Source organism: Ruegeria sp. CI8, assembly GCF_056536865.1.
Map to the genome: position 1 here is coordinate 13,057 of NZ_JBQFQL010000004.1, position 25,622 is coordinate 38,678.

At 63.7% G+C, this 25,622-nt stretch carries 24 protein-coding genes; 16 read left to right on the plus strand and 8 right to left on the minus strand.

Features of this window, described 5'->3' with window-relative positions:
• From ACR0DA_RS15140 to ACR0DA_RS15170, 7 genes are all read left to right on the plus strand, one after another.
• On the plus strand, window positions 1–822 hold the full coding sequence (locus ACR0DA_RS15140; RefSeq protein ID WP_093963708.1) for an ATP-binding cassette domain-containing protein: 822 nt from the start codon (window positions 1–3) through the stop codon (window positions 820–822).
• A gap of 158 nt (window positions 823–980) precedes the next feature.
• Window positions 981–2,813, plus strand: coding sequence for a 3D-(3,5/4)-trihydroxycyclohexane-1,2-dione acylhydrolase (decyclizing) (gene iolD, locus ACR0DA_RS15145; protein WP_480754730.1), 1,833 nt, complete (start codon window positions 981–983; stop codon window positions 2,811–2,813).
• Window positions 2,810–3,709 carry a myo-inosose-2 dehydratase gene (iolE, locus tag ACR0DA_RS15150; RefSeq protein ID WP_480754733.1) on the plus strand — a complete coding sequence of 300 codons (900 nt, stop codon included), beginning with the start codon at window positions 2,810–2,812 and terminating at the stop codon, window positions 3,707–3,709. Before iolD ends, iolE begins: the two co-directional genes overlap by 4 nt.
• A 42-nt stretch (window positions 3,710–3,751) precedes the next feature.
• Entirely contained in the window at window positions 3,752–4,933 is a 1,182-nt protein-coding gene (locus tag ACR0DA_RS15155) for a phytanoyl-CoA dioxygenase family protein (RefSeq protein WP_480754735.1), read from the plus strand.
• A gap of 43 nt (window positions 4,934–4,976) precedes the next feature.
• Window positions 4,977–5,783, plus strand: a complete 807-nt coding sequence (iolB, locus tag ACR0DA_RS15160; protein ID WP_480754737.1) for a 5-deoxy-glucuronate isomerase — start codon at window positions 4,977–4,979, stop codon at window positions 5,781–5,783.
• Window positions 5,780–6,538, plus strand: a complete 759-nt coding sequence (locus tag ACR0DA_RS15165; RefSeq protein ID WP_480754738.1) for an SDR family NAD(P)-dependent oxidoreductase — start codon at window positions 5,780–5,782, stop codon at window positions 6,536–6,538. The genes iolB and ACR0DA_RS15165 overlap by 4 nt, the downstream gene beginning before the upstream one ends.
• A gap of 90 nt (window positions 6,539–6,628) precedes the next feature.
• The gene (locus ACR0DA_RS15170; protein WP_170407128.1) at window positions 6,629–7,045 is read left to right on the plus strand and encodes a VOC family protein; all 417 of its coding nucleotides are present in this window, start codon (window positions 6,629–6,631) and stop codon (window positions 7,043–7,045) included.
• Window positions 7,046–7,087: 42 nt separating this feature from the next.
• Here the strand turns inward: ACR0DA_RS15170 and ACR0DA_RS15175 are convergent, their stop codons facing one another.
• The 3 genes from ACR0DA_RS15175 to ACR0DA_RS15185 are packed head-to-tail and all read right to left on the minus strand — an operon-like array spanning window position 7,088 to window position 9,774.
• A complete protein-coding gene (locus tag ACR0DA_RS15175; protein WP_480754740.1) occupies window positions 7,088–7,927 on the minus strand; it encodes a class II fructose-bisphosphate aldolase in 840 nt (279 codons plus the stop codon).
• The gene (locus ACR0DA_RS15180; RefSeq protein WP_170452036.1) at window positions 7,924–8,760 is read right to left on the minus strand and encodes a 5-deoxy-glucuronate isomerase; all 837 of its coding nucleotides are present in this window, start codon (window positions 8,758–8,760) and stop codon (window positions 7,924–7,926) included. Before ACR0DA_RS15180 ends, ACR0DA_RS15175 begins: the two co-directional genes overlap by 4 nt.
• Before the next feature lie 9 nt (window positions 8,761–8,769).
• Window positions 8,770–9,774: a PfkB family carbohydrate kinase gene (locus tag ACR0DA_RS15185; RefSeq protein WP_480754741.1), complete on the minus strand. Its 1,005-nt coding sequence runs from the start codon at window positions 9,772–9,774 to the stop codon at window positions 8,770–8,772.
• A gap of 96 nt (window positions 9,775–9,870) precedes the next feature.
• Here ACR0DA_RS15185 and ACR0DA_RS15190 point away from each other — a divergent pair, with 96 nt between their 5' ends.
• On the plus strand, window positions 9,871–10,974 hold the full coding sequence (locus ACR0DA_RS15190) for a Gfo/Idh/MocA family protein (RefSeq protein WP_480754743.1): 1,104 nt from the start codon (window positions 9,871–9,873) through the stop codon (window positions 10,972–10,974).
• Between the two features lie 43 nt (window positions 10,975–11,017).
• On the plus strand, window positions 11,018–12,151 hold the full coding sequence (locus tag ACR0DA_RS15195) for a Gfo/Idh/MocA family protein (RefSeq protein ID WP_480754745.1): 1,134 nt from the start codon (window positions 11,018–11,020) through the stop codon (window positions 12,149–12,151).
• Here the strand turns inward: ACR0DA_RS15195 and ACR0DA_RS15200 are convergent, their stop codons facing one another.
• Window positions 12,152–13,150 carry a LacI family DNA-binding transcriptional regulator gene (locus tag ACR0DA_RS15200; RefSeq protein WP_480754747.1) on the minus strand — a complete coding sequence of 333 codons (999 nt, stop codon included), beginning with the start codon at window positions 13,148–13,150 and terminating at the stop codon, window positions 12,152–12,154.
• A 246-nt stretch (window positions 13,151–13,396) separates the two neighbouring features.
• On the opposite strand from ACR0DA_RS15200, the gene ACR0DA_RS15205 reads away from it, so the two are divergent.
• Both ACR0DA_RS15205 and amaB read left to right on the plus strand, forming a co-directional pair.
• The gene (locus ACR0DA_RS15205) at window positions 13,397–14,503 is read left to right on the plus strand and encodes a saccharopine dehydrogenase family protein (protein ID WP_480754749.1); all 1,107 of its coding nucleotides are present in this window, start codon (window positions 13,397–13,399) and stop codon (window positions 14,501–14,503) included.
• A 17-nt stretch (window positions 14,504–14,520) separates the two neighbouring features.
• The gene (gene amaB / locus ACR0DA_RS15210; RefSeq protein WP_480754751.1) at window positions 14,521–16,020 is read left to right on the plus strand and encodes an L-piperidine-6-carboxylate dehydrogenase; all 1,500 of its coding nucleotides are present in this window, start codon (window positions 14,521–14,523) and stop codon (window positions 16,018–16,020) included.
• A gap of 44 nt (window positions 16,021–16,064) precedes the next feature.
• Here the strand turns inward: amaB and ACR0DA_RS15215 are convergent, their stop codons facing one another.
• Window positions 16,065–17,642, minus strand: coding sequence for a DUF5928 domain-containing protein (locus ACR0DA_RS15215; RefSeq protein WP_480754753.1), 1,578 nt, complete (start codon window positions 17,640–17,642; stop codon window positions 16,065–16,067).
• A 143-nt stretch (window positions 17,643–17,785) separates the two neighbouring features.
• Between ACR0DA_RS15215 and ACR0DA_RS15220 the strand changes: the two genes are divergently transcribed.
• Window positions 17,786–18,604 carry a sulfotransferase family protein gene (locus ACR0DA_RS15220; protein WP_170367498.1) on the plus strand — a complete coding sequence of 273 codons (819 nt, stop codon included), beginning with the start codon at window positions 17,786–17,788 and terminating at the stop codon, window positions 18,602–18,604.
• A 199-nt stretch (window positions 18,605–18,803) separates the two neighbouring features.
• On the opposite strand, the gene ilvD is transcribed toward ACR0DA_RS15220, so the two are convergent.
• Window positions 18,804–20,636, minus strand: coding sequence for a dihydroxy-acid dehydratase (gene ilvD, locus ACR0DA_RS15225; RefSeq protein WP_170436372.1), 1,833 nt, complete (start codon window positions 20,634–20,636; stop codon window positions 18,804–18,806).
• 105 nt (window positions 20,637–20,741) lie between these two features.
• Between ilvD and ACR0DA_RS15230 the strand changes: the two genes are divergently transcribed.
• The 4 genes from ACR0DA_RS15230 (at window position 20,742) to ACR0DA_RS15245 (ending at window position 23,716) form a co-directional block, all read left to right on the plus strand.
• On the plus strand, window positions 20,742–21,305 hold the full coding sequence (locus ACR0DA_RS15230; RefSeq protein ID WP_480633911.1) for a helix-turn-helix domain-containing protein: 564 nt from the start codon (window positions 20,742–20,744) through the stop codon (window positions 21,303–21,305).
• Window positions 21,306–21,327: 22 nt separating this feature from the next.
• Window positions 21,328–21,597, plus strand: coding sequence for a CBU_0592 family membrane protein (locus ACR0DA_RS15235; RefSeq protein ID WP_170359828.1), 270 nt, complete (start codon window positions 21,328–21,330; stop codon window positions 21,595–21,597).
• Between the two features lie 80 nt (window positions 21,598–21,677).
• On the plus strand, window positions 21,678–22,532 hold the full coding sequence (gene sseA, locus ACR0DA_RS15240; protein WP_170391701.1) for a 3-mercaptopyruvate sulfurtransferase: 855 nt from the start codon (window positions 21,678–21,680) through the stop codon (window positions 22,530–22,532).
• Window positions 22,532–23,716, plus strand: coding sequence for an amino acid aminotransferase (locus tag ACR0DA_RS15245; RefSeq protein ID WP_480754756.1), 1,185 nt, complete (start codon window positions 22,532–22,534; stop codon window positions 23,714–23,716). Before sseA ends, ACR0DA_RS15245 begins: the two co-directional genes overlap by 1 nt.
• A 69-nt stretch (window positions 23,717–23,785) precedes the next feature.
• On the opposite strand, the gene ACR0DA_RS15250 is transcribed toward ACR0DA_RS15245, so the two are convergent.
• Entirely contained in the window at window positions 23,786–25,114 is a 1,329-nt protein-coding gene (locus ACR0DA_RS15250) for an ammonium transporter (protein WP_170359834.1), read from the minus strand.
• A gap of 34 nt (window positions 25,115–25,148) precedes the next feature.
• A complete protein-coding gene (locus ACR0DA_RS15255) occupies window positions 25,149–25,487 on the minus strand; it encodes a P-II family nitrogen regulator (RefSeq protein WP_480754758.1) in 339 nt (112 codons plus the stop codon).
• Between the last annotated feature and the right edge of the window lie 135 nt (window positions 25,488–25,622).

Genomic DNA, 25,622 nt, shown 5'->3' on the forward strand with positions numbered 1-25,622 from the left:
ATGACCGAAGATACCAAGTTCCATCACGGCGATGCGGTCAAGGACGTGGCCCCGGTCGTCGAAATGAAAGAGATTGAAAAGCATTTCGGCAACATCATCGCATTGGCGGGCGTCAGTTTCGACGTCAAGCCGGGTGAATGCCACTGCCTGCTGGGTGACAACGGGGCGGGCAAATCGACCTTCATCAAGACGATGTCGGGCGTGCACAAACCCACCAAGGGCGAGATCTATTTCGAAGGCCAGCCGATGTCCTTCGACACGCCCCGCGACGCGATGGAGGCGGGCATCGCCACCGTGTTCCAGGACCTGGCGATGATCCCGCTGATGAGCGTCACCCGCAATTTCTTCATGGGGCGCGAGCCGACCAAGGGGAAAGGCCTGTTGAAACGGTTCGACATCGAGCACGCCAACGAGGTCTGCATGGAAGAGATGCGCAAGATGGGCATCAACCTGCGCGGCCCCGATCAGGCGGTGGGCACCCTGTCGGGGGGCGAGCGTCAGACCGTGGCGATTGCCCGTGCGGTCTATTTTGGCGCCAAGATCCTGATTTTGGACGAACCGACCTCGGCACTGGGCGTGCGGCAGACCTCGAACGTGCTGGCCACCATCGACAAGGTGCGCCACCAGGGCATCGGCGTGGTCTTCATCAGCCACAACGTCCGCCACGCGTTGGCCGTGGGCGACCGGTTCACGGTTCTGAACCGCGGCAAGACGCTGGGCACCGCCCGGCGCGGTGAAATCTCGCCCGAAGAGCTGCAGGACATGATGGCCGGCGGGCAGGAGATGGCCGAGCTGGAAGGGTCGCTGGGCGGCACCGTCTGAAGGTTTCTCCCCGGTGTCCCGCATCATGCGGGGCACCAATATCACCAGGGTCCGGCAGGCCGGGCCACCCGGTCTGGGTGGTGGGCGTGTCGGATCCTTTCACGACAGAATGATTGCAACGGATTGCCCATAGCGGCCTCGTTCTGAAAGGGATCATGATGAGCAAGACAATCCGACTGACCGCGGCGCAGGCCTTGGTGCGTTACCTTGGTGCGCAGATGAACGAAGACGGCCAGCCCTTCATCGCCGGCGTCTGGGCGATTTTCGGCCATGGCAACGTGGCCGGTCTGGGCGAGGCGCTGCACGGTGTGCGCGACAGCCTGCCCACCTATCGCGGTCACAATGAACAGACCATGGCCCATTGCGCGATCGCCTATGCCAAGCAGATGCGGCGCAGCCGCGCCATGGCGGTCACCTCGTCGATCGGGCCGGGGGCGACCAACATGGTCACCGCCGCCGCGCTGGCGCATGTGAACCGCCTGCCGGTGCTGCTGTTGCCGGGGGACGTTTTCGCCACCCGCGGCCCCGACCCGGTGCTGCAACAGACCGAGGATTTCACCGACGGCACCGTTAGCGCCAATGACTGTTTCCGCCCGGTCAGCCGCTATTTCGACCGGATCACCCGGCCCGAACATCTGCTGACTGCCCTGCCGCGCGCCTTCCGCACCATGACCGACCCGGCCGATTGCGGGCCGGTGACCCTGGGTTTTTGCCAAGACGTGCAGGCTGAGGCCTATGACTATCCGCTCAGCTTCTTCGAGCCGCGCATCTGGCACCAGCGCCGCATCCGCCCCGACGAAGGTGAGCTGGCCCGCGCGGCCGAGGCCATCCGGTCGGCCAAACGCCCGATCATCGTGGCCGGCGGCGGTGTCCATTATTCCGGCGCGACCGACGCGCTGCAGGCCTTTGCCGAGACCCACAACATTCCTGTTGCCGAGACGCAGGCCGGCAAATCGGCCCTGGCCTGGGATCACCCGCTGAACCTGGGCCCGGTCGGCGTGACCGGGGGCGAACCCGCCAACACCGTGTGCGCCGAGGCGGATCTGATCCTGGGTATCGGCACGCGGTTTCAGGATTTCACAACCGGGTCCTGGGGGCTGTTTTCCAACCCAGCGCGCAAGATGGTCTGCCTGAACACCGCCGCCTATGACGCCGCGAAACACGGCGCGATGCCGCTGTTGGCCGACGCGCGGGTCGGGATCGAGGAATTGGGCGCAGCCCTGCAGGGCTATCGCGCCGATCCGGTGGCCGACACGCTCAAGGCTGAGTGGTTTGCCAAGGTCGATGCGCTGACCGACGCGCCGGGCGACGCCAACGCACTGCCCACCGACATGCAGGTGGTGGGCGCGGTGCAGCGCGCGGCACATGACGACACGGTGGTGATGTGCGCCGCCGGCACCATGCCGGGCGAGCTGCACAAGCTGTGGAAGGCGCCGCGTCCGGGGGCCTATCACATGGAATACGGCTTCAGCTGCATGGGCTACGAGATCGCCGGCGCCATGGGCATCAAGATGGCCCAGCCCGATCGCGACGTGATCTGTTTCACCGGGGACGGCACCTACATGATGGCCAACTCGGAAATGGCGACGGCGGCGATGATGGGGGTGTCCTTCACCGTGGTGATCACCGACAACCGGGGCTTTGGCTGCATCAACCGGCTGCAGATGGGCACCGGCGGGGCCGAGTTCAACAACCTGCTGGACCATGCGGTGCACGAGACGCCCTCGGCCATCGACTTTGCGGCCCATGCGGCGGCGATGGGGGCGACCTCGGTCAAGGTCGGCTCGATCGCCGAGCTGGAAGAGGCGCTGGCAAAGCGTGCTGAAGTCAAAGGCCCCTATGTGATCGTCATCGACACCGACCCGTACCCCTCGACCGAATATGGCGGCACGTGGTGGGAAGTGGCGGTGCCCGAGGTCAGCACCCGCCCTGCAGTGAATGAAAAACGTGCGGCCTACGAGGCTGCCATCAAGGAAAGAAACACCAAATGAGCGTGAAGATCGGCATCTCTCCGATTGCGTGGCAAAATGACGACCTGCCCGACCTGACGGCGGCGTTCACGATGGAACAGGCCCTGAAAGAGGCGCGTCAGATCGGCTATACCGGGGTTGAGCGTGGGCAGCGCATGCCCGCCGATACCGCAGGCCTGCGCGCCTATCTGGAAGGCAACGACATCGCCCTGTGCGGCGGCTGGTGTTCGGGCAATTCGCTGATCAACGATTTCGCCGCCGAACGCGACGCGGTGCGCGCGCAGGTCGAACAGTTCGTGGCGTTGAACAGCCCCTGCATCGTCTATGCCGAATGCTCGAACACGGTTCAGGGCCAGATCGGCACCCCGGTCAATGACCGCCCGCAGCTGTCGAAAGACGAGATCAAGGCCTACGGCGCCAAGATCACCGAACTGGCCAAGTGGATGGCCGATCAGGGGATGCCGATGGCCTATCACCACCACATGGGCACGATCATAGAAAGCGAAGATGACGTGAACTGGTTGATGGAGGGGTCGGGGCCGGAGGTGAAGCTGTGCTTTGACACCGGGCATCTGCTGTTCGGCGGCGGTGATGTACTGGCTACGCTGAACCGCTGGGGTGATCGGGTGCATCACGTGCATTTCAAGGACATCCGCCCCGGCATCGTGCGCGACACCCGCGGCAACCGGCGCAGTTTCCTGGATGCAGTGATCGCAGGGGCCTTCACGGTGCCCGGCGATGGCTGCATCGGCTTTCAGGAGGTCTCCCATGCGTTGAAAGCCATGGATTACGAAGGCTGGATCGTGGTCGAGGCCGAGCAGGACCCGGCCAAGGCCCCGCCCTATGAATACTCGAAGATGGGCTATGACCACATCGTCGAGGTCTGCGGTCAGGCCGGATTGACGATCACGGCCTGATCTTTCGCCCCCCGGGGCGCCGCCATGGGAAAGGAGCGTTTCATGGTCCGTCAGCAACCTGGTTTCGCCGGCTATTTCGGCCCCGAGTCCTGTGATCTGGACGAATTCAAGGTGCTGACCTCGCAGAGCCTGCGGCCCGAGCAGGTGCGCCACGCGGCCGCTGTGGAGAAGAACGTGCCGGTCTATGACATGCACGCGCTGCGGCCCGCCTTGGAAACCCCCAACACCCGGCGCGCCCTGCTGGCTGAATGGGGCTGGGTTCTGGGCCGATCTGCCGGGGTGATCGCGTTGAAAGGCGCCTATGCGGATACCGCGGTCATCGACCGGGCGACCGAGGTGTTTCGCCGGATCATCGAAGATGAGCGTCAGGCCGGGGGCGGCGAGGGCGATCACTTTGCGGCCTCGGGCGCGAATGACAGGGTGTGGAACGCGCTGCAAAAGCAATGCCTGCGCGACCCTGAGGGCTTTGCGCTCTATTTCGGCAACACGGCGATTGCCGCCGCCTGCGAGGCCTGGCTGGGCCCCGATTACCAGGTGACCGCGCAGATCAACCAGGTGCGGCCAGGCGGCAAGGCGCAGCAGGCGCATCGCGACTATCACCTGGGGTTCCAGACCGCCGACAAGGCGGCCCAGTTCCCGGCGCACGCCCATATGGTCACCGCCGCGCTGACTCTGCAGGGCGCGGTTGCCCATTGCGACATGCCCATTGAAAGCGGCCCGACCAAGCTGTTGCCCTTCTCGCAGCTGTATGGCCCTGGCTATGTCGCCTTTCACGACGACGCGCATCGGGCGTATTTCGAACGGGCCTGCATCCAGCTGCCGCTGGCCAAGGGCGATGCGGTGTTCTTCAACCCGGCGCTGTTCCATGCAGCCGGCGAAAACAGCAGCGCCGACATCCACCGGATGGCCAACCTGCTGCAGGTGTCGTCAGCCTTCGGGCGGGCGATGGAGGCAGTGGACCGCAAGGCGATGTGTCTGGCCGTATTCCCGGCACTGATGGCGTTGAAACAGCGCGGCGATCTGGATGATGCCCGCATCGGCGCCGCGATCGCGGCCACCGCCGAAGGCTATCCCTTTCCGACCAATCTGGATACCGATCCGCCGGTAGGTGGAAATGCTCCGCCCAGCCAGGCGGACATCCTGCGCCGGGCGGTGTCGGAAAGCTGGACGCAGGCACAGTTGCAACAGGCGCTGGACGCGCTGCAGTCGCGGCAGGCGGCATGACGGAACCCGGGCGGCCGGTGCTGCCCCAACACAGGTGAAACCGATGGCAGAACTGCTGAGAAAACCGTTCGGAACCCATGGCAAGGTGCATGACATCACGCCGGCCAGCGCCTGCTGGCGCTATGTGGGTTTTGGCCTTTATCACCTGCGGGCCGGCGAGCGCGCCGCCGAGGTCACCGGCGACCGCGAGGTCATTCTGGTAATGGTCGAGGGCAAGGCCCGGATCACCGGCGCCGGGCAGGATTGGGGCGTGCTGGGCGACCGGATGAACGTGTTCGAAAAGTCCCCGCCGCATTGCCTGTACCTGCCCAACGGCACCGAGTGGGAGGCCGTGGCCGAAACCGACTGCGTGATCGCCGTGTGCTCGGCCCCGGGCAAGGGCGGCCATGCCGCGCGCCGGATCGGGCCCGAGGGCATCACCCTGACCGAGCGCGGCAAGGGAACAAACACGCGCCACATCAACAACATCGCGATGGAGGCCGAGGACTACGCCGACAGCCTGCTGGTGACCGAGGTCTTCACCCCCAGCGGCCATTGGTCATCCTACCCCAGCCACCGGCATGACGAGGACGACTATCCCCGCATCACCTATCTGGAGGAGACCTATTACCACCGCCTGAACCCGGCCAGCGGCTTTGGCATCCAGCGCGTCTATACCGATGACGGTCAGTTGGACGAAACCATGGCCGTGTCCGATGGCGATGTGGTACTGGTGCCGCGCGGGCACCACCCTTGCGGGGCGCCCTACGGGTTCGAGATGTATTATCTGAACGTCATGGCCGGGCCGCTGCGCAAATGGCGTTTCGTTCCGGCGCCCGAAGTGGAATGGATCATGGAGCGCGACAAATGACCAAGGCCTTTGCCATCTATCCCTGCCTGAAAGGGCGCACCGTATTCGTGACCGGCGGGGCCTCGGGCATCGGGCGCGAGATCGTGCGCGGTTTTGCCGAGCAGGGGGCCAAGGTCGGCTTTGTCGACATCAACGCCGAGGGCGGCAACGCGCTGCTGGCCGAACTGGACGGACCCCACGCCTTTGCCGCCTGCGACCTGCGCGACATCGCGGCGCTGCGGACGGCATTCGAAGAACTCACCGGCGCGCTGGGTGCGGCGGACGTTCTGGTCAACAACGCCGCACATGACGACCGGCACGACTGGCGCGAGGTGACGCCGGACTATTGGGACGAGCGCATGGCGACCAACCTCCGCCACATGTTCTTTGCCATCCAATCCGTGGCGCCCGGCATGATCGGCAAGGGCGCGGGGTCGATCATCAATATCGGCTCGAATTCCTGGTGGGAGGCCGGCGCGGGCTTTCCCGCCTATGCCACCGCGAAATCCGCAGTGCACGGCCTGACCCGCACCATGGCGCGGGAACTGGGCGATCACCGGATCCGGGTCAACACGGTCGTGCCCGGCTGGATCATGACCCAGCGCCAGAAAGACCTGTGGGTCACGCCCGAGGCGCTGGCCAAGCAGATCGACCGCCAATGCCTGCCCGACCCGATCGACCCGGTCTATGTGGCGCGGATGGTGCTGTTTCTGGCCTCGGACGACGCGGCCATGTGCAGTGCCGGGAACTTCATGGTCGAGGGCGGCTCGATCTGACGGCCATGGGGTCGTTCCCGTCCGGAATGGACGTGCGTCGATACGCTGGGGCCGGTTGACGGATCGACACCCGGCAAGGAAAGATGCAGCATGATTTCCTATGTTACGGTCGGCGCGGACGACATCGCGCATGCAAAACGGTTTTACTGCGCCTTTCTGCCGGATCTCGGCTATGCGCTGGAGGAGGGTCCCGAAGGGCTGAGTTTCGCCCTGCCGGTCCCGCCGGGCCAGCAACCGGTTCAGCCGGAATTTTATGTCAAACCGCCTTTTGACGGGGCCGCGGCCTCGGCCGGGAATGGTGCGATGGTCGCCTTTGAGGCTTGCGATCAGCAGCAGGTACGAGACCTGCACGCCGCCGCGCTGCGGGCCGGCGGATCGGACGAAGGTCAGCCGGGCTTTCGCGCCATGTACGGGCCGCGTTTTTACGTCGGCTATCTGCGGGACCCACAGGGCAACAAGATCGCCCTGTTTTCCAGCAATCCAAACGAACCGGGGCGCGACGATTAGGACCCGCCAGCGCATTTTGAAGAACGGCACAGGTCGGGACGGTTAGCGCTGCGGCGGCGCACCAAAGGCGCGGATCACGGCGCGGGCGGCAGCCTCGACCGGATCATGGGTTTCCTTCAGGATCGTCACCCGATCGAACCGGTCGGGGTCGCGGTTCACGGCCTCGCGCAGGGCGGCGCCGAAGGCCATGCGCAGCTCGGTCCCGATGTTGAACTTGCAGATCGCGGTTTCACGCGCCAGCCGCGCGCGCTGTTCGACGGGCACGCCCGATCCGCCATGGATCACCAGCGGCACGTTGGTCACGGCCTGAACCCGGCGGATGCGGTCCTCGTCCAGCCCGCCTTCCTTGTTCTGCTGAAGGTGGACGTTTCCGACCGAAATCGCCATCGCATCCACGCCGGTCTGGGCGGCGAAGGTGGCGGCCTCGTCCGGGTCGGTCCCGGCCGAGCCTTCGCCGCCGGAATAGCCGACGAAGCCGATTTCGCCCTCGCACGAGACCCCGGCGGCGTGGGCCATTTCGGCAATCCCGGCGGTCTCGTCGATATTCTGCTGCAGGGGCTTGCGCGATCCGTCGAACATCAGCGAGGTGAACCCGCTGTCCAGCGCGATCTTGCACTCCTCGAACGTATAGCCGTGGTCCAGATGCGCCACGACGGGCACCGAGGCGTTTTCGGCCAGATACCGGAACATCTTGCCCAGAACCGGCAGCGGCGTGTGCTCGCGGCAGCTGGGGCCGGCCTGCAGGATCACCGGGGCGTTCTCGGCCTCGGCCGCGGCGACATAGGCGCGCATGTCCTCCCAGCCCAACGTCACGAGGCCGCCGACGGCATAGCCCTGTTCATAGGCGGGTTGCAGGACGTCTTTGAGCGTAACGAGGGTCATTTGAACTTGGCGATCATGTCTTTGATGCCCGGGATCGTCTCGATCTGATAGGCATGGGTGGGTTGGAAATACTGCACCAGCGACCGTTGGGTCAGCCCGCCGAGGATGGTGAAATAATACATCTCGTATCCCGGCAGCACGCAACAGGGGTGGTAGCCCTTGTCGATGCAGATCGTCGAACCATCGACGATGTGATAGGCATCGCCGGGCTCATTGTCCTCGCGCTGCAGCATCTGCAGGCCCGAGCCCCAGTTGGGTTTGAAGCGGAAATTGTAGGTCTCGTCATGCCGGGTCTCGTCCGGCAGGCGGTTGGTGTCGTGCTTGTGGCTGGGAAAGCCCGACCAGCCGCCCTGACCCACGGTGAACAGCTCGCTCACCAGCAGGCGGCCGACCTTGTCATGCTGTTTCTGGCCCAGGATATGCTTGATCTTGCGATGGGTCTTGGTGTCGTCGCTGCCATATTGCACCAAGTCATGCTCGCGCACGTCGAACGGGTCCAGCACCTTGTCATACTTTGCGCCGGCCACGAACACCTCGGCCGTTTCCGACACGCAGACCATCTGCGCCCTTGCCCCTGACGGGACATAAGCCCCCTCGGGCTCGCCATCCCAGACATCCTCGCCCCGGTTGCCCAGATGGGCAAAGTGCACGCCCTCGACATCCACATCGACGCTGCCGGTGGCGGGCACGATGCAGGTCTCGTACCCTGGGACCTGGTATTCAAAGGCTTCGCCCCGCTTCAACTTGACGATGTTGAAAAAGTTCAGCGGTACGGTCGGGTCATCGACATCGACGATGGGTTTGTTCTGGTTGTCGAACGGGGGGATGTGCATCGGGCTCTCCTATCCGGCCGGGGTGGGGCCGGGGTGGGACGCAAGGAAAGCGTCCAGGTCTTCGGTGGTTGGCATGGCGGGCGCGCAGCCTGGTTTGGACACGACGATCGAGGCGCAGGCCGAGCCGCGCAACACCGCCTGTTCCAGCGAATGGCCCGCCGCGACCGAGGCCAGCAGCCCGGCCATGAAGCTGTCGCCCGCGCCGTTGGGTTTGACGGCCCTGACCGGGTAGATGCCCGTGTGGATCTCTTGCCCGTCGGTCAGGGTGACGGCGCCCTTTTCGCCCATCTTGTAGACGACGATGCGGCCGGGTTTCTCGGCCAGATCGCAGGCTTTCCGGAAGCCTTTCTCGATCCCGCCGGCCATGAAGCCGAATTCTTCGTCATTGCCGACGATCATGTCGCTGGCCTCGCCCGCGCGCGACAGCACGTTGGCGGCGACCTGCGCCGAAGGCCAGCTGTAGGGCCGGTAGTCGATGTCGAAGATCACCGGCAGCCCGGCCTTGCGCGCGTTTTCGAAGGCGCGGAAGGTGGCGCTGCGCGACGGTTCGGCGGCAAACACGGTTCCGGCCGAGATCGCCGCGCTGAAACGGCCATAGTCGACCCGGTCCATGTCATCTTCGGTGACCTGAAAATCGACGGCGCCGTTTCGGTAGATGACGTTCTGAAAGTCCTCGATGCAGCTTTCATAGACCGCCAAGGACATGCGGTATTCACCGCCGACGACGCGGATGAAAGAGGTGTCGACACCATAGTGATGCAACTTGTTGAGGCAGAACCGCCCAACCGCGTCATCCGAGACGGAGGTGATCAGCGACGCCTGGCTGCCCAGCTTGACCAGACCCGCGCAGATATTCGCGGACGAACCGCCCAAGTCCGCGCGGAACATGTCGGCATGTTCGCTTTTGACACCGACCGGATCGGCGAACATGTCCATGCCAGCGCGCCCGAAAACGGCAAACCGGTTTCCTTTGATGCCGTCGATCAAGTGACTCAAACTGTTCCTCCCAGGCATTTTGATCCCGCCGATCCGATGGACCTTGCATTGGATCGATTCTCACGATACTGATTTTGCAACCGGTTGCAATCAGTATGTTCGGAGCCGCCCAAAATGCGAGAAATCGGAATTGGAATCGTCGGAGGCGGCTATATGGGCAAAGCCCATTCGGTGGCCATGTCCGCCGTGGGCGCCGTGTTCGACACCGCGCTCAGACCACGGCTCGAGATGATTTGCGCCTCAAGCCTTGACAGTGCCGAACGCTACCGCGCCGCCTACGGGTTCCGCCGTGCCACCGCCGACTGGCAGACCTTGGTCAAAGATCCGGTGGTCGAGGCCGTCGTGATTGCATCGCCCCAGTCCACCCACCGGCAGATCGCCGAGGCGGCGCTGGCGCTGGGCAAGCCGGTGCTGTGCGAAAAACCGCTGGGCGCGTCGCTTGAGGACAGCCGTGCCATGGTGGCGGCGGCCGAGGCCTCGGGCACCGTCAACATGGTCGGGTTCAACTATATCCGCACCCCGGCCAGCCAGTTTGCCCGCCAGCTGATCGCCGACGGCGCGATTGGCGACATCACATGGTTCCGCGGTGAACATACCGAGGATTTCTATGCCGACCCCGAGGCCCCGGCGACCTGGCGCACGACCGGCATGGCCAACGGCACCATCGGCGATCTGGCGCCGCACATGGTCAATGGCGCGCTGGCTCTGGTGGGGCCGATCGCGCAGGTCATGGCCGATGTGGAAACCGTTCACCACACCCGCCCGGGCGGTGCAGTGACCAATGACGACCACGCCCAGATGATGTGCCGGTTTGAAAACGGCGTCATGGGGAACCTATATTTCAGCCGTATCGCGACCGGCCGCAAGATGGGTTATGCCTACGAGATTTCGGGCACCAAGGGCGCGATCCGGTTTGACCAGGAGGATCAGAACGCCCTGTGGCTCTATCGCCGCGAAGGCCCCGAGACCCAGCGCGGTTTCACCAAGATCCTGACCGGTCCGGAGCATCCCGATTATGAGCCCTTTTGCCAGGGTCCCGGCCACGGCACCGGATATCAGGATCAGATCATCATCGAAGCCAAGGATTTTCTGACCGCCATTCATTCCGGCCGGAGCAACTGGCCCACCTTCCGGGACGGGCACGAGGTCAACCGGGTGCTGGCGGCGGCGCTGGCCTCGGCCGACAGTCGCGGCTGGCAGGACGTTGGCGCGTTCTAGGCCCGGCACGTTTTCCAACATCGTTCGCAGAGAGACCAAGACCATGGCAAAGTTGAAATGGGGCATGATCGGGGGCGGAGAAGGCAGCCAGATCGGACCCGCCCACCGTCTGGGCGCACAGGCCGACGGCCTGTTCGAATTCGCCGCCGGCGCGCTGGACCACCGGCCCGAGGCGGGGCGCGCCTATGCGCAGCGGCTGGGTGTGCCCGCCGACCGCGCCTATGGCGACTGGCAGGAAATGCTGGCCGGCGAAAAGGACCGGCCCGACCGGATCGACCTTGTGACCATCGCCACCCCGAACGCGACCCATTTCGAGATCGCCAAGGCCTATCTTGAGGCCGGGTTCAACGTGCTGTGCGAAAAGCCGATGACCATGACCGTGGAAGAGGGCGAAGAGATCGTGCGCGTGGCCCGGGCCTCGGGCAGGATCTGCGCGGTCAACTACTGCTATTCGGCCTATCCGATGGTGCGGCAGGCCCGCGCCATGGTCCGCGCCGGAGAGATCGGCAAGGTGCGCCTGGTCGTCACCAATTTCAGCCACGGCCATCATGGGGATGCCACTGACGCGGACAATCCGCGCGTGCGCTGGCGCTATGATCCGGCCATGGCGGGCGTGTCGGGGCAATTCGCCGATTGCGGCATCCACGCGCTGCACATGGCCAGCTTCATCTGCGATGACGAGGTCGCGACGCTGTCGGCCGACATGGCCTCGACCATTCCCAGCCGCCAGCTGGAGGACGACGCGATGGTCAATTTTCGCATGGAGGGCGGCACCGTCGGCCGGTTGTGGACCTCGTCCGTGGCGATCGGGCGGCAGCATGGGTTCGACATCCAGGTGTTCGGCGAAACCGGTGGGCTGCGCTGGGCTTCCGAACATCCCAACCAGCTGTTCTACACACCGGTCGGTGGACGCACGCAGATCATCGAAAAGGGCGAGGGCGGCCTGCATGAAGACGCGATGCGCCTGTCGCGCGTGGCAATCGCACATCCCGAGGGCTTTCCGTTGGCTGTGGCCAATATCTATTGCGATCTGGCCGACGCGATCCGTGGTGAGCCGCGCGATGGGCTGCCCGATGCCGCCGATGGCGTCCGCTCGATTGCCGCGGTGCACGCAGCGGTGGCCTCGGCCCGGGCCGAGGGCACCTGGCAGGACGCGCGCCCGCCGATGTTCCGCTGATCAGGGGCGGGGCCGCAACGTGCCCCGCTCGATCACCCGACAGGGGAAGATCCGCGCCTCGGGGTAGCGATCCGGTGTCTTCAGCATCTCTTCGACCAGATCGACCGACGAGGTGATGATCTGCTTGATCGGCTGATGGATGGTCGTCAGGTTGATGTATTCCCAGCGCGACATTTCCATGTCGTTCAGGCCGATGATCCCGATGTCAGAACCCGGTTTCAGCCCGTGGTCGGCCAGCGCCGACAGCGCCCCGATCGACAGGATGTCGTCGCCGCAGAAATAGGCCTGCGCCGGGTCACCCGCCAGCAGGCGCAGCATCTCGGCCCGGCCGGCCTCGAAGGAGTAGGCCCCAGCGAAGGAGTGGCTGACGGGAACCTGCGGGTGGTTTGCCATTTCCTCGGTAAAGCCCCGTTGCCGGTCCCGCGCCGAGGTCGCATCGACCGGCCCGCCCAGATAGCCCACGCTGGCATAGCCCCGCGCGACCAGCTCGCGCGCGGCCATGCGTCCGCATTCGACGTTGTCGATTCCGACCACATGCACCTCGGGCGAAGTCGCCGAGCGCCCGAAGGTGTGCACCACCGGGACCCCTGCATCGTGGAACGCCTTGGCAAAGCTGGGTGGCAAGGTCGACGAGGCGACGATCACCGCATCCACCGAATACTGCCGCAGCATGCGCACGGAATTGGCGGGCTCGGTCTCGTCGGTCAGGTTCACGATCAGCGGGCGCAGCCCGCGTTCCTGCAGGGCGCGGGTGAACTGGTCGAAAACCTCAAGAAAGATGGGATTGTGGAAGTTGTTCGAGATCAGCCCGATCAGCTTGGTCCGCCCCGTCGTCAACGACGAGGCCAGCGCGTTGGGGCTGTAGCCCAGTTCCTTGGCGGCCTTTTCCACTTTGGCGCGGGTCTTGGCCGAGACCGAGGCGCCCGGCGTGAAGGTGCGCGATACGGCCGACCGCGACACCCCGGCCAAGGCCGCAACTTCCTTCAGCGTAACGCCCACCTGCCTGGTCTCCTTTGCGCGGTCGATCGGGTCTGTTGAATGTCGCATCATTGCAAAAATGGTGCAATCGGTTGCAAAGCATTTCCACCACTGACGTCAGGTTCCGAAGCGCTGCGGGCTGTGATCTGACATTGTGATTCAACTCTCGTCAATATGACGGAAAAGCTGCCCGTTTCGTCAACTCGATTGCTGTGCCCGGACGGCGGCGCGGTCATACTGGAACCAGAGCAGAGGAGGAGGCGCGCAATGAGTTGGAAAATCTGCGTCGTCGGGGCCGGAAAGATCGGACAGATGATCGCCGCCCTGTTGAAGAAATCGCACAACTATACCGTAACCGTGGCCGACCATGACCTGACGGCATTGTCGGCGTTGAACAGGCAGGGCATCACCACCCGGCAGATCGACGCGGGCGACGAAACCGGGCTGGCACAAGGGCTTGCGGGGTTCGACGCGGTGATCTCGGCCGCACCGTTTTTCCTGACGCCTGCCATCGCCAAGGCGGCCAAGGCCGCGGGTGCGCATTATTTCGACCTGACCGAGGATGTCGCCGCGACCAACGCCGTGCGCGAACTGGCCCGCGACAGCGACACCGCCTTCATGCCGCAATGCGGGTTGGCCCCGGGTTTCGTCGGCATCGCGGGGGCCTCTTTGGCGGCCGAATTCGACACGCTGGACAGCCTGCACATGCGGGTGGGCGCGCTGCCTCTCTATCCGACCAATGCGCTGAAATACAATCTGACCTGGTCCACCGACGGGCTGATCAACGAATACTGCAACCCCTGCGACGCCATCATGAATGGCGACCGGGTCAAGACCGCGCCGCTCGAGGATTACGAGATCATCGGCCATGACGGTGTGGAATACGAATGCTTCAACACGTCGGGCGGCTTGGGCACCTTGCCCGAGACGCTGGCCGGCAAGGCGCGCGCGGTGTCCTATCGCTCGATCCGCTATCCCGGCCATCGCGACATCCTGAAGCTGCTGTTGACCGATCTGGGCCTGGGCCAGCGCCGCGACCTGTTGAAGGACATCTTTGAAACCGCGCTGCCGCGCACCGATCAGGATGTGGTTCTGGTCTATTGCACGGCCAAGGGCATGATCGACGGGGCCCTGCGCGAGAAATCCCTGATCAACAAATCCTTTGCCCGCACCATCGACGGCCAGGTCTGGAGCGCGATCCAGATCACCACCGCCGCCGGCGTTCTGGGCGTGGTCGACCTGATGCGCACCGGCGCGCTGCCCACCCAAGGCTTTGTCCGGCAAGAGCAGGTCGGGCTGGATGACTTCCTGAACACCGAATTCGGCCAGCTGTACCGCGCTGGCGAAGTGACCCCCCAGAACAAGGCGGCCTGAACATGAAAGACGTAGTCATGACTGCAGAACACACACTCGAAAAACTGGGCCTGACGGCAGCCGAGCTGACCGGCGGGACGCTGGAGGTCCGCTCGCCCATCGACGGGCGCGTGCTGGCGCGGGTGCATGAAACACCCGTTGCCGACATGGATGCGGTCTTGGCCCGCGCCACGGCGGCCTTCAAGGCTTGGCGCACCGTGCCCGCCCCGCGCCGGGGCGAGCTGATCCGCCTGCTGGGCGAGGAATTGCGCGCTGCCAAGGAAGACCTGGGCGCGCTGGTCAGCTGGGAGGCCGGCAAGATCACCTCGGAAGGTCTGGGCGAAGTGCAGGAGATGATCGACATCTGCGATTTTGCCGTGGGCCTTTCGCGGCAGCTCTATGGCCTGACCATCGCCTCGGAACGCCCCGGCCACCGGATGATGGAGACCTGGCACCCGGCCGGTCCGGTCGGCGTGATCTCGGCCTTCAACTTCCCGGTCGCGGTCTGGTCGTGGAACGCGGCGCTGGCGCTGGTCTGCGGCGACCCGGTGATCTGGAAACCGTCCGAGAAAACGCCCCTGACCGCGATGGCCTGTCAGAAGATCTTTGAAAAGGCCGTGGCCCGGTTCGGCGATGCGCCCGACGGGCTGCTGCAACTGCTGATCGGCGGTGCCGATCTGGGCAAGACGCTTGTGGCCAGCGAGGCGGTGCCGATCATTTCGGCTACCGGCTCGACCCGGATGGGCCGCGCGGTCGCACCGATCGTGGCGCAGCGGTTCGGCAAATGCATCCTGGAACTGGGCGGCAACAACGCCATGATCGTGGGCCCCTCGGCCGATCTGGAAATGGCGGTGCGGGCCATCGTGTTTTCGGCCGTGGGCACCGCGGGTCAGCGCTGCACCACGCTGCGGCGGCTGATCGTGCACAACTCGATCCGCGCCGATCTGGTTGCGCGGCTGAAAAAGGCCTATGCCGGTCTGCCCATCGGTGACCCGCTGGCCGAAGGCACGCTGGTCGGGCCGCTGGTGGACGAGGCCTCGGGGCAGGCGATGGAGGCCGCGCTGAAGGCGGCCGAGGCCGAGGGCGGTACCGTCTTTGGCGGCAAGCGCGTCATTGAAGGCGTGCCCGAGGCCGGTGTCTACATGCAGCCCGCGATCGTCGAAATGCCGGGCCAGACCGAGATCGTAAAGACCGAAACCTTTGCGCCGATCCTCTATGTGATGGGCTATGACGGTTTCGACGAGGCGCTCGAGATGCAGAACGACGTGCCGCAGGGCCTGTCGTCTTGCGTGTTCACGCTGAACATGCGCGAGGCGGAACAGTTCCTGTCGCCCGCCGGGTCCGATTGCGGCATCGCCAACGTGAATATCGGCCCCTCGGGCGCCGAGATTGGCGGCGCGTTCGGCGGTGAGAAGGAAACCGGTGGCGGACGCGAAAGCGGCTCGGATGCCTGGAAGGGCTATATGCGGCGCCAGACGAACACCGTGAACTACTCGGCCGAACTGCCGTTGGCGCAGGGCGTGAAGTTCGACATCTGAGAACCCGGCCCGGCGGCCTAGCGCGGCCGGGCCAACACATGCGTTCAGTCCGTAAACAGGTAATCAAGCCGCATGATCGACTGGGCGGTCTCCTCCGAAACCCCAAGGAATTCTGCGATCGCGCCCACGTTCTCAGCCGGGTCAGCGGTTTCGCGCAATCGTAAGAACCTCTCGATCCCGGCACCGCGCAGCTGTTCGGATTCATAGGCCAGATCGCTGCGTATCGTCGGTAACAGGCGTTCGACGGTTGCGGCTGGGCTGTTTTCCCCGGCCAACCCGACCCTGTGGGCGTGGCCGACAAGATACGCGTCCGAATAGGTGCACTCGATTTCAAGCACATGGGTGCGCGCCTTGTCCGAGCAGAAATCCTGTACGATATCCAGACTGGCGGGATCGAGGCAGATCAGCAGCTGGTCGGTGCCGAAGTGATCGTACAGCATCCGGGTGACCGCCCTGCGATGCCGGGATCGTTTGACCAGCGTGGTCTCCAAGCCCCCCAGATCGGGCAGCGGGGCGGCTTCTTCGTTGAACAGGTATTCGATGCAGGGCAGGTTGGTTTCAGAGGCGATCTGGTCGATCAGCCGCTTGGCCACATGCCACTTCTTGCAGACGATCATGTACAGATCGCGATCGGCGCTAAGCGTGTTGGCCGTCTCCCAGAAGCGGGGCGCATACCGGCGTCCCACGCGGCCGCGGCCGGTCAGAAATCCGTGCAGATTCCGACCCTCGTTCGATATCTGGAATTCGACCTCTTCGCTGGCATAGAGCGCACCCAATTTCTGCTTCAGCAACTGCGCCTCGGGGCTGATCTTGCGGGCGAACAGGTAATCTTGGGTCAGCAGCAGGTCGTAGTGGTCGTTATAAAACGTCACCGGCATCCCGTAGTCCGAGAACATCAAGAAAGTCAGTGTGCGGTTTTCGATCTCGGTTTTGGGGATCAGGTGGCGCACGAGGGTCTGAAAGAACGTCTCGTCCGGAATCCAGGTGGTCGAGAAAAAACGGACCACGTCCCGACGCTGGCGCAGGAAATCCAGGATCATCTCGATTGTCCGGCGGCGCAGGCACCACCACTGGCTGCCGATCATGATCTGGAGATCCTCCGGGATCTCGCGGGTCAGGCCGAGACGTTTCTGGGCCTCGTAGGCGGCATAGAACAGTTTGCTCTGCGTGCGCTCGTTGAAATAGTGACGGTAGACCAGCCGGTCTTCCTTCATGCCGGTCTTGATCCAGTCGCTTTCAAAAAAGTCGTGGCTTTCGATGAAATCCTTGTCGGTTTCTTCCAGAAACCGATGCGCATATTCCGCGGTCTTTATCGCCATGCAGTCGCCCGACAGCATGTAGAAATGGGTGGCTCGCGGGAAGGCGTCGACCGCGGCTTGCACCGCGTTCAGTGTTGCCTGCACCAGCGACCATTCCCCCCAGCCACATTTGATCCGCCTGGCCGCGAAGGTCACATTGGGATTGCTTTTCAGGGCCGTCTGGATCCGGTCAAAGTCCTGTGCGGATGCGCTGGCATCGAAATGGATGGCCATGCAGTCCCCTGCGGCCGTCAGCCGTTCGGCCTGTGCGATAATCGCGTCAGGGTCTTTGTGACACAGTAGAATGTAGGCGATCTTGGCCATTGGCGTTGTATGAAGTCCGTTACTGCCCGGTTCCAACCGTGATACTGAGGATGAGCGATTGAATAAACAGAATATTTTTGCTTCTCTGGCGTCAAAAGCTGGCGCATCACCTTGAGACTCGGCCGGCTAAGGAGGCATGGCAGATGGGATTTCCCGGTACATGGATGACCGAAAGCGAAAGCATGGTCTATCGCGTCGTGCCCAAATGCGCCTGCTCGACCATCGGGCAGATCATGTATTACTCCGATCACGGTCGGTTCTTTGACGGCGATATCCACGACGCCAAAGACGGGATGCACAAATGGGCGTTTGACCACAGCCAGGATGTGATCTCGGCCAATGTGCGCGGGCACAAGTCGTTCGCCTTCACCTGTGTGCGCAACCCCTACACGCGGATCCTCAGTTCGTTCTTCGACAAGATCTGCGGCATTCAGCGCAACGGGAAACGGTACCGGGGCAATCTGGTGCCGACGCTGATCTACAATTACGGGATCGAGGTCGGGGGCGAGGACGGCAAGGGCGAATTCGACCAGATTGCCAGTTTCCGCCGGTTTCTTCTGTTTGCCCGCGACACGATCCGTTGGCGGCGGCCAATGGACCCGGACATCCACTGGTCGGCCATGTCGGGGCATGTGTCGACCTTCATCGTGAATGGCGGGCGCTATGACCGGATTTTCTGGACCGAAAAATTCAACGACGGGATGCAAGGCGTGCTGGACGCGTTGGAAACCCCGCATCCCGTGACCCTGTCCGAAATTCCGCGCTTCAACGAATCCGAGGGCCACGGCCCCAAACGTGCGCACCCGGTCGAGGACTATTTCGACGACCTGTCGATGCACCTGGTCTATGAGATCTACAAACAGGATTTCGAACTGTTCAAATACGATTTCGAGAACCCGGCCAACAAGATGCCGACAGGTGAAATCGACCTGGATGAGATTCACGCCAAGTTGGGTGATTGATCCTACAGGCAGGGGCGCTCCCGTCCATCGTCGATGTCTCTGGCGAGACATCTCCTCTGGTTGGGCCGGGCGCCGCGCACGGCGCGGCGCCCGGCCCAAGACTGAAGGAGGCAGCGGCGCAGCCGATGGGTCCTGTCAGGCGCGGGAGCACTTCGGTTTCAGGCAACGGACCGGCCCGCATGACGCGGGCCGTCAGCGTTCAGACCTGACGCACCGCGCCTTTTGCAGCGCTGGTGGCCAGCTTGGCATAGGCCTTCAGTGCTGTGGACACCTTGCGCTTGCGCGGTGCAGCGGGAACCCAGCCCTTTTCGTCCTGGACTTCTCTGCGGGCTGCCAGCTCTTCGTCGGACACGGCCAGGTGGATCGAGCGGTTTGGGATGTCGATTTCGATCGTGTCCCCGTTCTGCACCAGACCGATCTCACCGCCTTCGGCCGCCTCGGGCGAGACGTGCCCGATCGACAGACCCGAAGTGCCGCCCGAGAAGCGACCGTCGGTCAGCAGCGCGCAGGCTTTGCCCAGACCTTTGGATTTCAGGTACGAGGTCGGGTACAGCATCTCTTGCATACCAGGCCCGCCGCGTGGGCCTTCATACCGGATCACGACCACGTCGCCTTCCTTGACCTTGCCAGTCAGGATGTCGTTCACCGCCTGGTCCTGGCTTTCGCAGACATAGGCGGTGCCGGTGAATTTCAGGATGTTCTCATCCACACCTGCGGTCTTCACGATGCAGCCGTCGCGCGCGATGTTGCCGAACAGAACGGCCAGACCGCCATCCTGACTGAACGCATGGTCCTTGGACCGGATCACGCCGTTTGCCCGGTCGGTGTCCAGTTCCTTGTAGCGGTTCGACTGGCTGAACGCCTGGGTCGTGCGCACGCCACCGGGGGCGGCCTTGAACAGCTCTTGCGCTTTGGGGTTGTTGGTCACCGTGATGTCCCAGTTGGCGATGGCCTCGGCCATGCTGGCCGAATGCACCGTGCAGCAGTCGTCATGCAGCAGACCGGCGCGGCTCAGCTCGCCCAGGATCGAGAAGATGCCACCCGCGCGATGCACATCCTCCATGTGGACGTTTTCGGTGTTGGGCGCGACCTTGCACAGGCAGGGCACCTTGCGGCTCAGCCGATCCATGTCGGACATGGTGAAATCCACCCCGCCCTCATGCGCGATGGCCAGCAGGTGCAGCACCGTGTTGGTCGAGCCGCCCATGGCGATGTCCAGGCTCATGGCGTTTTCGAAGGCCTCGAAGGTCGCGATCTCGCGCGGGAGGAAGCCTTTTTCGTTCAGCTCATAGTGGCGCTTGGTGATTTCGACGATGCGGCGGCCGGCCTCCAGGAACAGCTCCTTGCGGTCGGCATGGGTGGCTAGCGTCGAGCCATTGCCCGGCAGCGCCAGACCCAGCGCCTCGGCCAGGCAGTTCATCGAGTTCGCGGTGAACATGCCCGAGCACGATCCGCAGGTGGGGCAGGCGTTTTCTTCGATATGTTTGACCTGCTCGTCGGTGTATTTGTCATCGGCGGCGGCGACCATGGCATCGACCAGGTCGATCTTCTTCACATCCAGATCGGCGATGTCGATCTTGCCGGCCTCCATCGGCCCGCCCGAGACGAAGATGGCCGGGATGTTCAGGCGCATCGCTGCCATCAGCATGCCCGGGGTGATCTTGTCGCAGTTCGAGATGCAGACCATCGCATCGGCACAGTGTGCGTTGACCATGTATTCGACGCTGTCGGCGATGATCTCGCGCGAGGGCAGCGAATACAGCATCCCGTCATGGCCCATGGCGATGCCGTCATCTACGGCGATGGTGTTGAACTCTTTGGCTACACCTCCAGCGGCCTCGACCTCGCGGGCGACCATCTGACCCAGATCCTTGAGGTGGACATGGCCCGGCACGAATTGCGTGAACGAGTTGACGATGGCGATGATCGGCTTGCCGAAATCGTCGTCGCCCATCCCGGTGGCGCGCCACAGGCCGCGGGCACCGGCCATGTTGCGGCCATGAGTCGAAGTTCTGGATCGGTACATTGGCATGATGCTGTTTCCCTTTTGCCCGGTTGCAAAACCGGGGGTGCGTGCGTTATAGCGCACGTAGCACATGTGCGTTATAACGCACAAGGTAAATCGCGGGACTTGGCCATGGAATCGGACGACATCACCCTGAAACTCAGAGACGTCCGGGCGGCATCGGGGCTGAGCCTGGCCAAAGCGGCCGAGTTGACCGGCGTCAGCAAAGCCATGCTGGGCCAGATCGAGCGCGGTGAATCAAGCCCCACCATCGCGACGCTGTGGAAGATCGCCAAGGGGTTCCAGATGCCGCTGAGCGCGCTGATCGGCACCAGCGCCCTGCGCGATCCGGCGGATGAGGCCCGGTTCCGCACCGTGACCTTTCCGGGCAGTCTGAAGGTCAAGATCGTCTTTCCTTTCGACCCGGTTCTGGGGGCCGAGACCTTTCACGTCGAACTGGACCGCAACCAATGCCACGAATCCCCCGCCCATGCCGCCGGCGTAACCGAGGAAGTCTTTGTGCTGAGCGGCGCGCTCGAGGTGCTGCGGAACGGCGAATGGGTGCCGCTGAGCGCGGGCCAGGGGTTGCGCTTTCCGGCCGACCTGCCGCATGGCTATCGCGCCGGGCCCGAGGGCGCGGCGTTTCTGAACATGCATCACTACGGACATCGGCCCGCCACCGCCGCGGCCGGTTGATACGGCAGAAGGAGATGACCCTATGACGGACTTCCTGAACGCCCTGACGTTGGCCGATGGCATCGGGTCCTTCGGGGCGCTGATCGTGGTCGCGGCTTATTTCGCCACCCAGATGCGGATGATGAATTCCGACGATCTGGCCTTTCCGGTGGTCAACCTGGTGGGGTCGGTTCTGATCGTCTATTCGCTGCTGCAGAACTTCAACCTGGCCTCGATGCTGATCGAAAGTTTCTGGATCGCCATCAGCGTGATCGGCATCATCCAGCATTTCCGCCTGCGACGGGCGCGATAGGGCCGCAGGGACCCGATCCAGCCTTGAACCCGCACCTTTGCGCGTATAGGGAAATCCCTGCGCGTAAAGGGGAGGCTTTGATGCTGGACGATCCAAAAACCCTGGTTTCCACCGAGTGGCTTGCCGCCCACCTCAAGGACCCGGATCTGAGGATCCTCGACGCCTCGTGGTACCTGCCGCAGCAGGGGCGCGACGCCCGCGCCGAATACGAGGCCGGACATATTCCCGGCGCGCGGTTCTTCGACATCGACGAGATCTCGGACCACCGTTCGGACCTGCCGCACATGGCGCCTCCGGTCGAGAAATTCATGTCGCGCTTGCGGGCCATGGGCGTGGGCGACGGCCATCAGGTCGTGGTCTATGACGGCGCGGGCCTGTTCTCGGCGGCGCGGGTCTGGTGGCTGTTCCGCCTGATGGGGCAGGAGAACATCGCCGTTCTGGACGGCGGCCTGCCCAAATGGGTTGCCGAGGGGCGCGAGATCGAGGATCTGCCCCCCGTCATACGCGATCGCCACATGACCGTGCGCGTGCAGAACCACATTGTCCGCGACGTGACCCAGGTCTCAGCCGCCGCCAAGCTGGCCGATCACGAAATCATCGATGCCCGCGCCGCTGACCGTTTTGCCGGATCGCAGCCCGAACCGCGCGAGGGGCTGCGGGCGGGGCACATCCCCGGTTCGCGCAACGTGCCCTTCGGACAGTTGCTGAGTGCCGATGGCACCATGAAATCGCCCGAGGACTGCCGCGCGGTGTTCGAAGCCGCAGGCGTCGATCTGTCGAAACCCGCCATCACCACCTGCGGGTCAGGCGTGACCGCCGCGATCCTCAGCCTTGCGCTCGAGCGCATGGGCAAGAAAGACCATTCGCTTTATGACGGCAGCTGGGCCGAATGGGGCGCCTTCCCGACCCTGCCCGTCGCAACCGGAGACTCCTGATGTTTGAAAACCTCAAGCCGCAGCCAGCCGACAAGATCCTGGCCCTGATGCAGATGTATCGCGAGGACCCGCGCGAACAAAAGATTGATCTGGGTGTCGGCGTCTACAAAAACGCCAATGGGGTGACCCCGGTGATGCGGGCGGTCAAGGCCGCCGAGCAGCGAATCTGGGAAGAGCAGGACTCAAAGGCCTATACCGGGCTGGCCGGTGATCCGGTCTATGCCGATGCGATGATCAGCCTGATCCTCGGCACCAGCGTGCCGCGCGCCAACATCGCCGCCGTGGCCACCCCGGGCGGCACCGGTGCCTGCCGGCAAGCGTTCGAGCTGATCCGTATGGCCAACCCCTCGGCCCGGGTGTTCGTGTCGAACCCGACCTGGCCGAACCACATCTCGATCCTGAACTACCTGGGCATCGAAACCGTCGCCTACCGCTATTTCGACGAGGAAACCCGTGGCGTCGATTTCGACGGCATGATCGAGGACCTCAAGACCGCCAAGGCGGGCGACGTCGTGCTGCTGCATGGCTGCTGCCACAACCCGACCGGCGCCAACCTGAACATGGTCCAGTGGCAAGAGGTGGTGAACCTGATCAACGACCGCGGCCTGGTGGCGATGATCGACATCGCCTACCAGGGCTTTGGCGACGGTCTGAACGAGGATGCGCAGGCGACCCGGCTTGTTGCTTCGTCGATCAAGGAATGCCTGATCGCGGCGTCCTGTTCGAAGAATTTCGGTGTCTATCGCGAGCGGACCGGTCTGCTGATGGCGATCAGCGCCGATGCGGGCCAGACCGCGCTGAACCAGGGCACGCTGGCGTTTTTGAACCGTCAGAACTACTCGTTCCCGCCAGATCACGGCGCGCGCGTGGTCACCACTATTTTGATGGATGAGGGCCTGCGCGCCGATTGGATGGCCGAATTGGAAGAGGTGCGACTGTCGATGCTGGGCCTGCGCCGCCAGCTGGCGGACGAACTGCAGCGGCTGAGCGGATCGGACCGGTTCGGCTTCCTGGCCCAGCATCGCGGCATGTTCTCGCGCTTGGGCGCCGCGCCCGAGCTGGTCGAGAAGCTGCGGGTCGAGCATGGCATCTACATGGTCGGCGACAGCCGCATGAACATCGCCGGGTTGAACGAGGCCACCGTGCCGATCCTGGCCAAGGCCATCATCGACGTTGGCGTCTGAGCTCAGGCATTTCAAAAAAGGAAACCCGGGCACGAATGCCCGGGTTTTTTTGTTTGGTTTGTAGACGGCTTAGCCCTTCGAGAACTCGGGATAGGCTTCCATGCCCAGCTCGCCCATGTCGAGGCCGTTGATCTCTTCTTCCTCGCCAACCCGCAGGCCGACGGTGGCCTTGAGGATCGAGAACAGGATGTAGCTGACCACGAAGACGAAGATCCCGATGGCCGCAAAGCCGATGATCTGGGTCACGAAGGACGCGTCGCCGTTGGTCCAGGCCACGATGAAGGTGCCCCAGAAGCCCGCGATCAGGTGAACCGGGATGGCGCCGACCACGTCGTCGATCTTCATCTTGTCCAGCAGCGGCACGGTGTAGACCACGATCACGCCACCGATGCCGCCGATGATCAGTGCCTGGAATAGCGAGGGTGCCAGCGGTTCGGCGGTGATCGAGACCAGCCCGGCCAGCGCACCGTTCAGCACCATGGTCAGGTCGACCTTGCCGTACATCACCTGGGTCAGGATCAGGGCAGCTACTGCGCCGGCGGCAGCGGCCATGTTGGTGTTGGCGAAGATGCGGCTGATGTCAGCCATGTCGCCGATCGTGCCCATGGCCAACTGCGAGCCGCCATTGAAGCCGAACCAGCCCAGCCACAGGATGAACGTACCCAGGGTGGCAAGCGCCAGGTTCGAGCCGGGGATCGGAACGACCTTGCCGTCCTTGCTGTATTTGCCGATCCGGGGGCCCAGCACGATGGCTCCGGCCAGCGCGGCAAAGCCACCTGCCGCATGCACCAGGGTCGAGCCCGCGAAATCGCTGAAGCCCATTTCGGACAGCCAGCCGCCGCCCCACTGCCACGAGGCTTCGATCGGGTAGATGACACCGGTCAGGACGATCACGAAGATGAAGAAGGGCCACAGCTTGACCCGCTCGGCCATGGTGCCCGACACGATCGAGGCCGTGGTGGCGCAGAACATCAACTGGAAGAAGAAGTCCGAACCGACCGACGCATAGGAAAGATCGGTTTCGACACCATCAAGGCCGACCGGTTCCAGCGAGGTGGGCGAGAAGGCGCCCAGAATGCCGGTTATGGTCCAGCCGTCGCCCGGATACATCAGGTTGAAGCCGACCAGCCAGTACATGATGGCGGCAAAGGAAAACAGGCCGATGTTCTTGACCAACTGCATGGCCACGTTCTTGGAACGCACCAGACCGGCCTCGAGCATTGCAAAACCCGCGGCCATCCAGAACACCAGGAAGCCGCCCATCAGGAACAGCAGCGAAGTCAGGATGTATTGCGTATGCTGCGCGGTTTCGCCGGATGCGGCGGCCTCCTGCGCCAGGCCCATCTGCGGCAGCGCGACGATCGCGGCGGCAGGGATGAGTGATTTCATCAGGTTCATGTTCAGTCCTCGAATGATTGTCGGTCGCGGCGCCTTACAGCGCCTCTTCGTTGAGTTCCCCGGTCCGCACGCGCTGGGCCTGCTCGACATCGAGGACAAAAATCTTGCCGTCGCCGATCTTGCCGGTCTTGGCGGTTTTGGTGATGGTCTCGACGATCTGGTCGGTCATCGCGGCGGGCACCACGATTTCCAGCTTGATCTTGGGCACGAAGTTCACCGCGTATTCGGCGCCCCGATAGATTTCGGTGTGACCGGATTGCGAGCCGAAGCCCTTGATCTCGGTCACCATCATGCCGCGCACGCCCGCCTCGGTCAGTGCCTCGCGCACCTCCTCGAGCTTGAACGGCTTGATTGTCGCAATGATCAGTTTCACGTCTTTCCCCTCTTCTGTTCCGGTGGGTCCGGCTTTGCACCTGCAGAAAAAGAGCCCGACATGGCCGCTCAAGGAACGATTTCGGCAAAAAGACGCTGGGGAAGAGGGGCAAAGTTGCACATTTTTTGCACAAAA

Excerpts from the sequence above, each read along its gene's own strand:
- ACR0DA_RS15140 (WP_093963708.1), top strand. The coding sequence starts at position 1 with ATGACCGAAGATACCAAGTTCCATCACGGCGATGCGGTCAAGGACGTG.
- iolD (WP_480754730.1), top strand. The coding sequence starts at position 981 with ATGAGCAAGACAATCCGACTGACCGCGGCGCAGGCCTTGGTGCGTTAC.
- iolE (WP_480754733.1), top strand. The coding sequence starts at position 2,810 with ATGAGCGTGAAGATCGGCATCTCTCCGATTGCGTGGCAAAATGACGAC.
- ACR0DA_RS15155 (WP_480754735.1), top strand. The coding sequence starts at position 3,752 with ATGGTCCGTCAGCAACCTGGTTTCGCCGGCTATTTCGGCCCCGAGTCC.
- iolB (WP_480754737.1), top strand. The coding sequence starts at position 4,977 with ATGGCAGAACTGCTGAGAAAACCGTTCGGAACCCATGGCAAGGTGCAT.
- ACR0DA_RS15165 (WP_480754738.1), top strand. The coding sequence starts at position 5,780 with ATGACCAAGGCCTTTGCCATCTATCCCTGCCTGAAAGGGCGCACCGTA.
- ACR0DA_RS15170 (WP_170407128.1), top strand. The coding sequence starts at position 6,629 with ATGATTTCCTATGTTACGGTCGGCGCGGACGACATCGCGCATGCAAAA.
- ACR0DA_RS15175 (WP_480754740.1), bottom strand. The coding sequence starts at position 7,927 with ATGACCCTCGTTACGCTCAAAGACGTCCTGCAACCCGCCTATGAACAG.
- ACR0DA_RS15180 (WP_170452036.1), bottom strand. The coding sequence starts at position 8,760 with ATGCACATCCCCCCGTTCGACAACCAGAACAAACCCATCGTCGATGTC.
- ACR0DA_RS15185 (WP_480754741.1), bottom strand. The coding sequence starts at position 9,774 with ATGCCTGGGAGGAACAGTTTGAGTCACTTGATCGACGGCATCAAAGGA.
- ACR0DA_RS15190 (WP_480754743.1), top strand. The coding sequence starts at position 9,871 with ATGCGAGAAATCGGAATTGGAATCGTCGGAGGCGGCTATATGGGCAAA.
- ACR0DA_RS15195 (WP_480754745.1), top strand. The coding sequence starts at position 11,018 with ATGGCAAAGTTGAAATGGGGCATGATCGGGGGCGGAGAAGGCAGCCAG.
- ACR0DA_RS15205 (WP_480754749.1), top strand. The coding sequence starts at position 13,397 with ATGAGTTGGAAAATCTGCGTCGTCGGGGCCGGAAAGATCGGACAGATG.
- amaB (WP_480754751.1), top strand. The coding sequence starts at position 14,521 with ATGACTGCAGAACACACACTCGAAAAACTGGGCCTGACGGCAGCCGAG.
- ACR0DA_RS15215 (WP_480754753.1), bottom strand. The coding sequence starts at position 17,642 with ATGGCCAAGATCGCCTACATTCTACTGTGTCACAAAGACCCTGACGCG.
- ACR0DA_RS15220 (WP_170367498.1), top strand. The coding sequence starts at position 17,786 with ATGGGATTTCCCGGTACATGGATGACCGAAAGCGAAAGCATGGTCTAT.
- ilvD (WP_170436372.1), bottom strand. The coding sequence starts at position 20,636 with ATGCCAATGTACCGATCCAGAACTTCGACTCATGGCCGCAACATGGCC.
- ACR0DA_RS15230 (WP_480633911.1), top strand. The coding sequence starts at position 20,742 with ATGGAATCGGACGACATCACCCTGAAACTCAGAGACGTCCGGGCGGCA.
- ACR0DA_RS15235 (WP_170359828.1), top strand. The coding sequence starts at position 21,328 with ATGACGGACTTCCTGAACGCCCTGACGTTGGCCGATGGCATCGGGTCC.
- sseA (WP_170391701.1), top strand. The coding sequence starts at position 21,678 with ATGCTGGACGATCCAAAAACCCTGGTTTCCACCGAGTGGCTTGCCGCC.
- ACR0DA_RS15245 (WP_480754756.1), top strand. The coding sequence starts at position 22,532 with ATGTTTGAAAACCTCAAGCCGCAGCCAGCCGACAAGATCCTGGCCCTG.
- ACR0DA_RS15250 (WP_170359834.1), bottom strand. The coding sequence starts at position 25,114 with ATGAACCTGATGAAATCACTCATCCCTGCCGCCGCGATCGTCGCGCTG.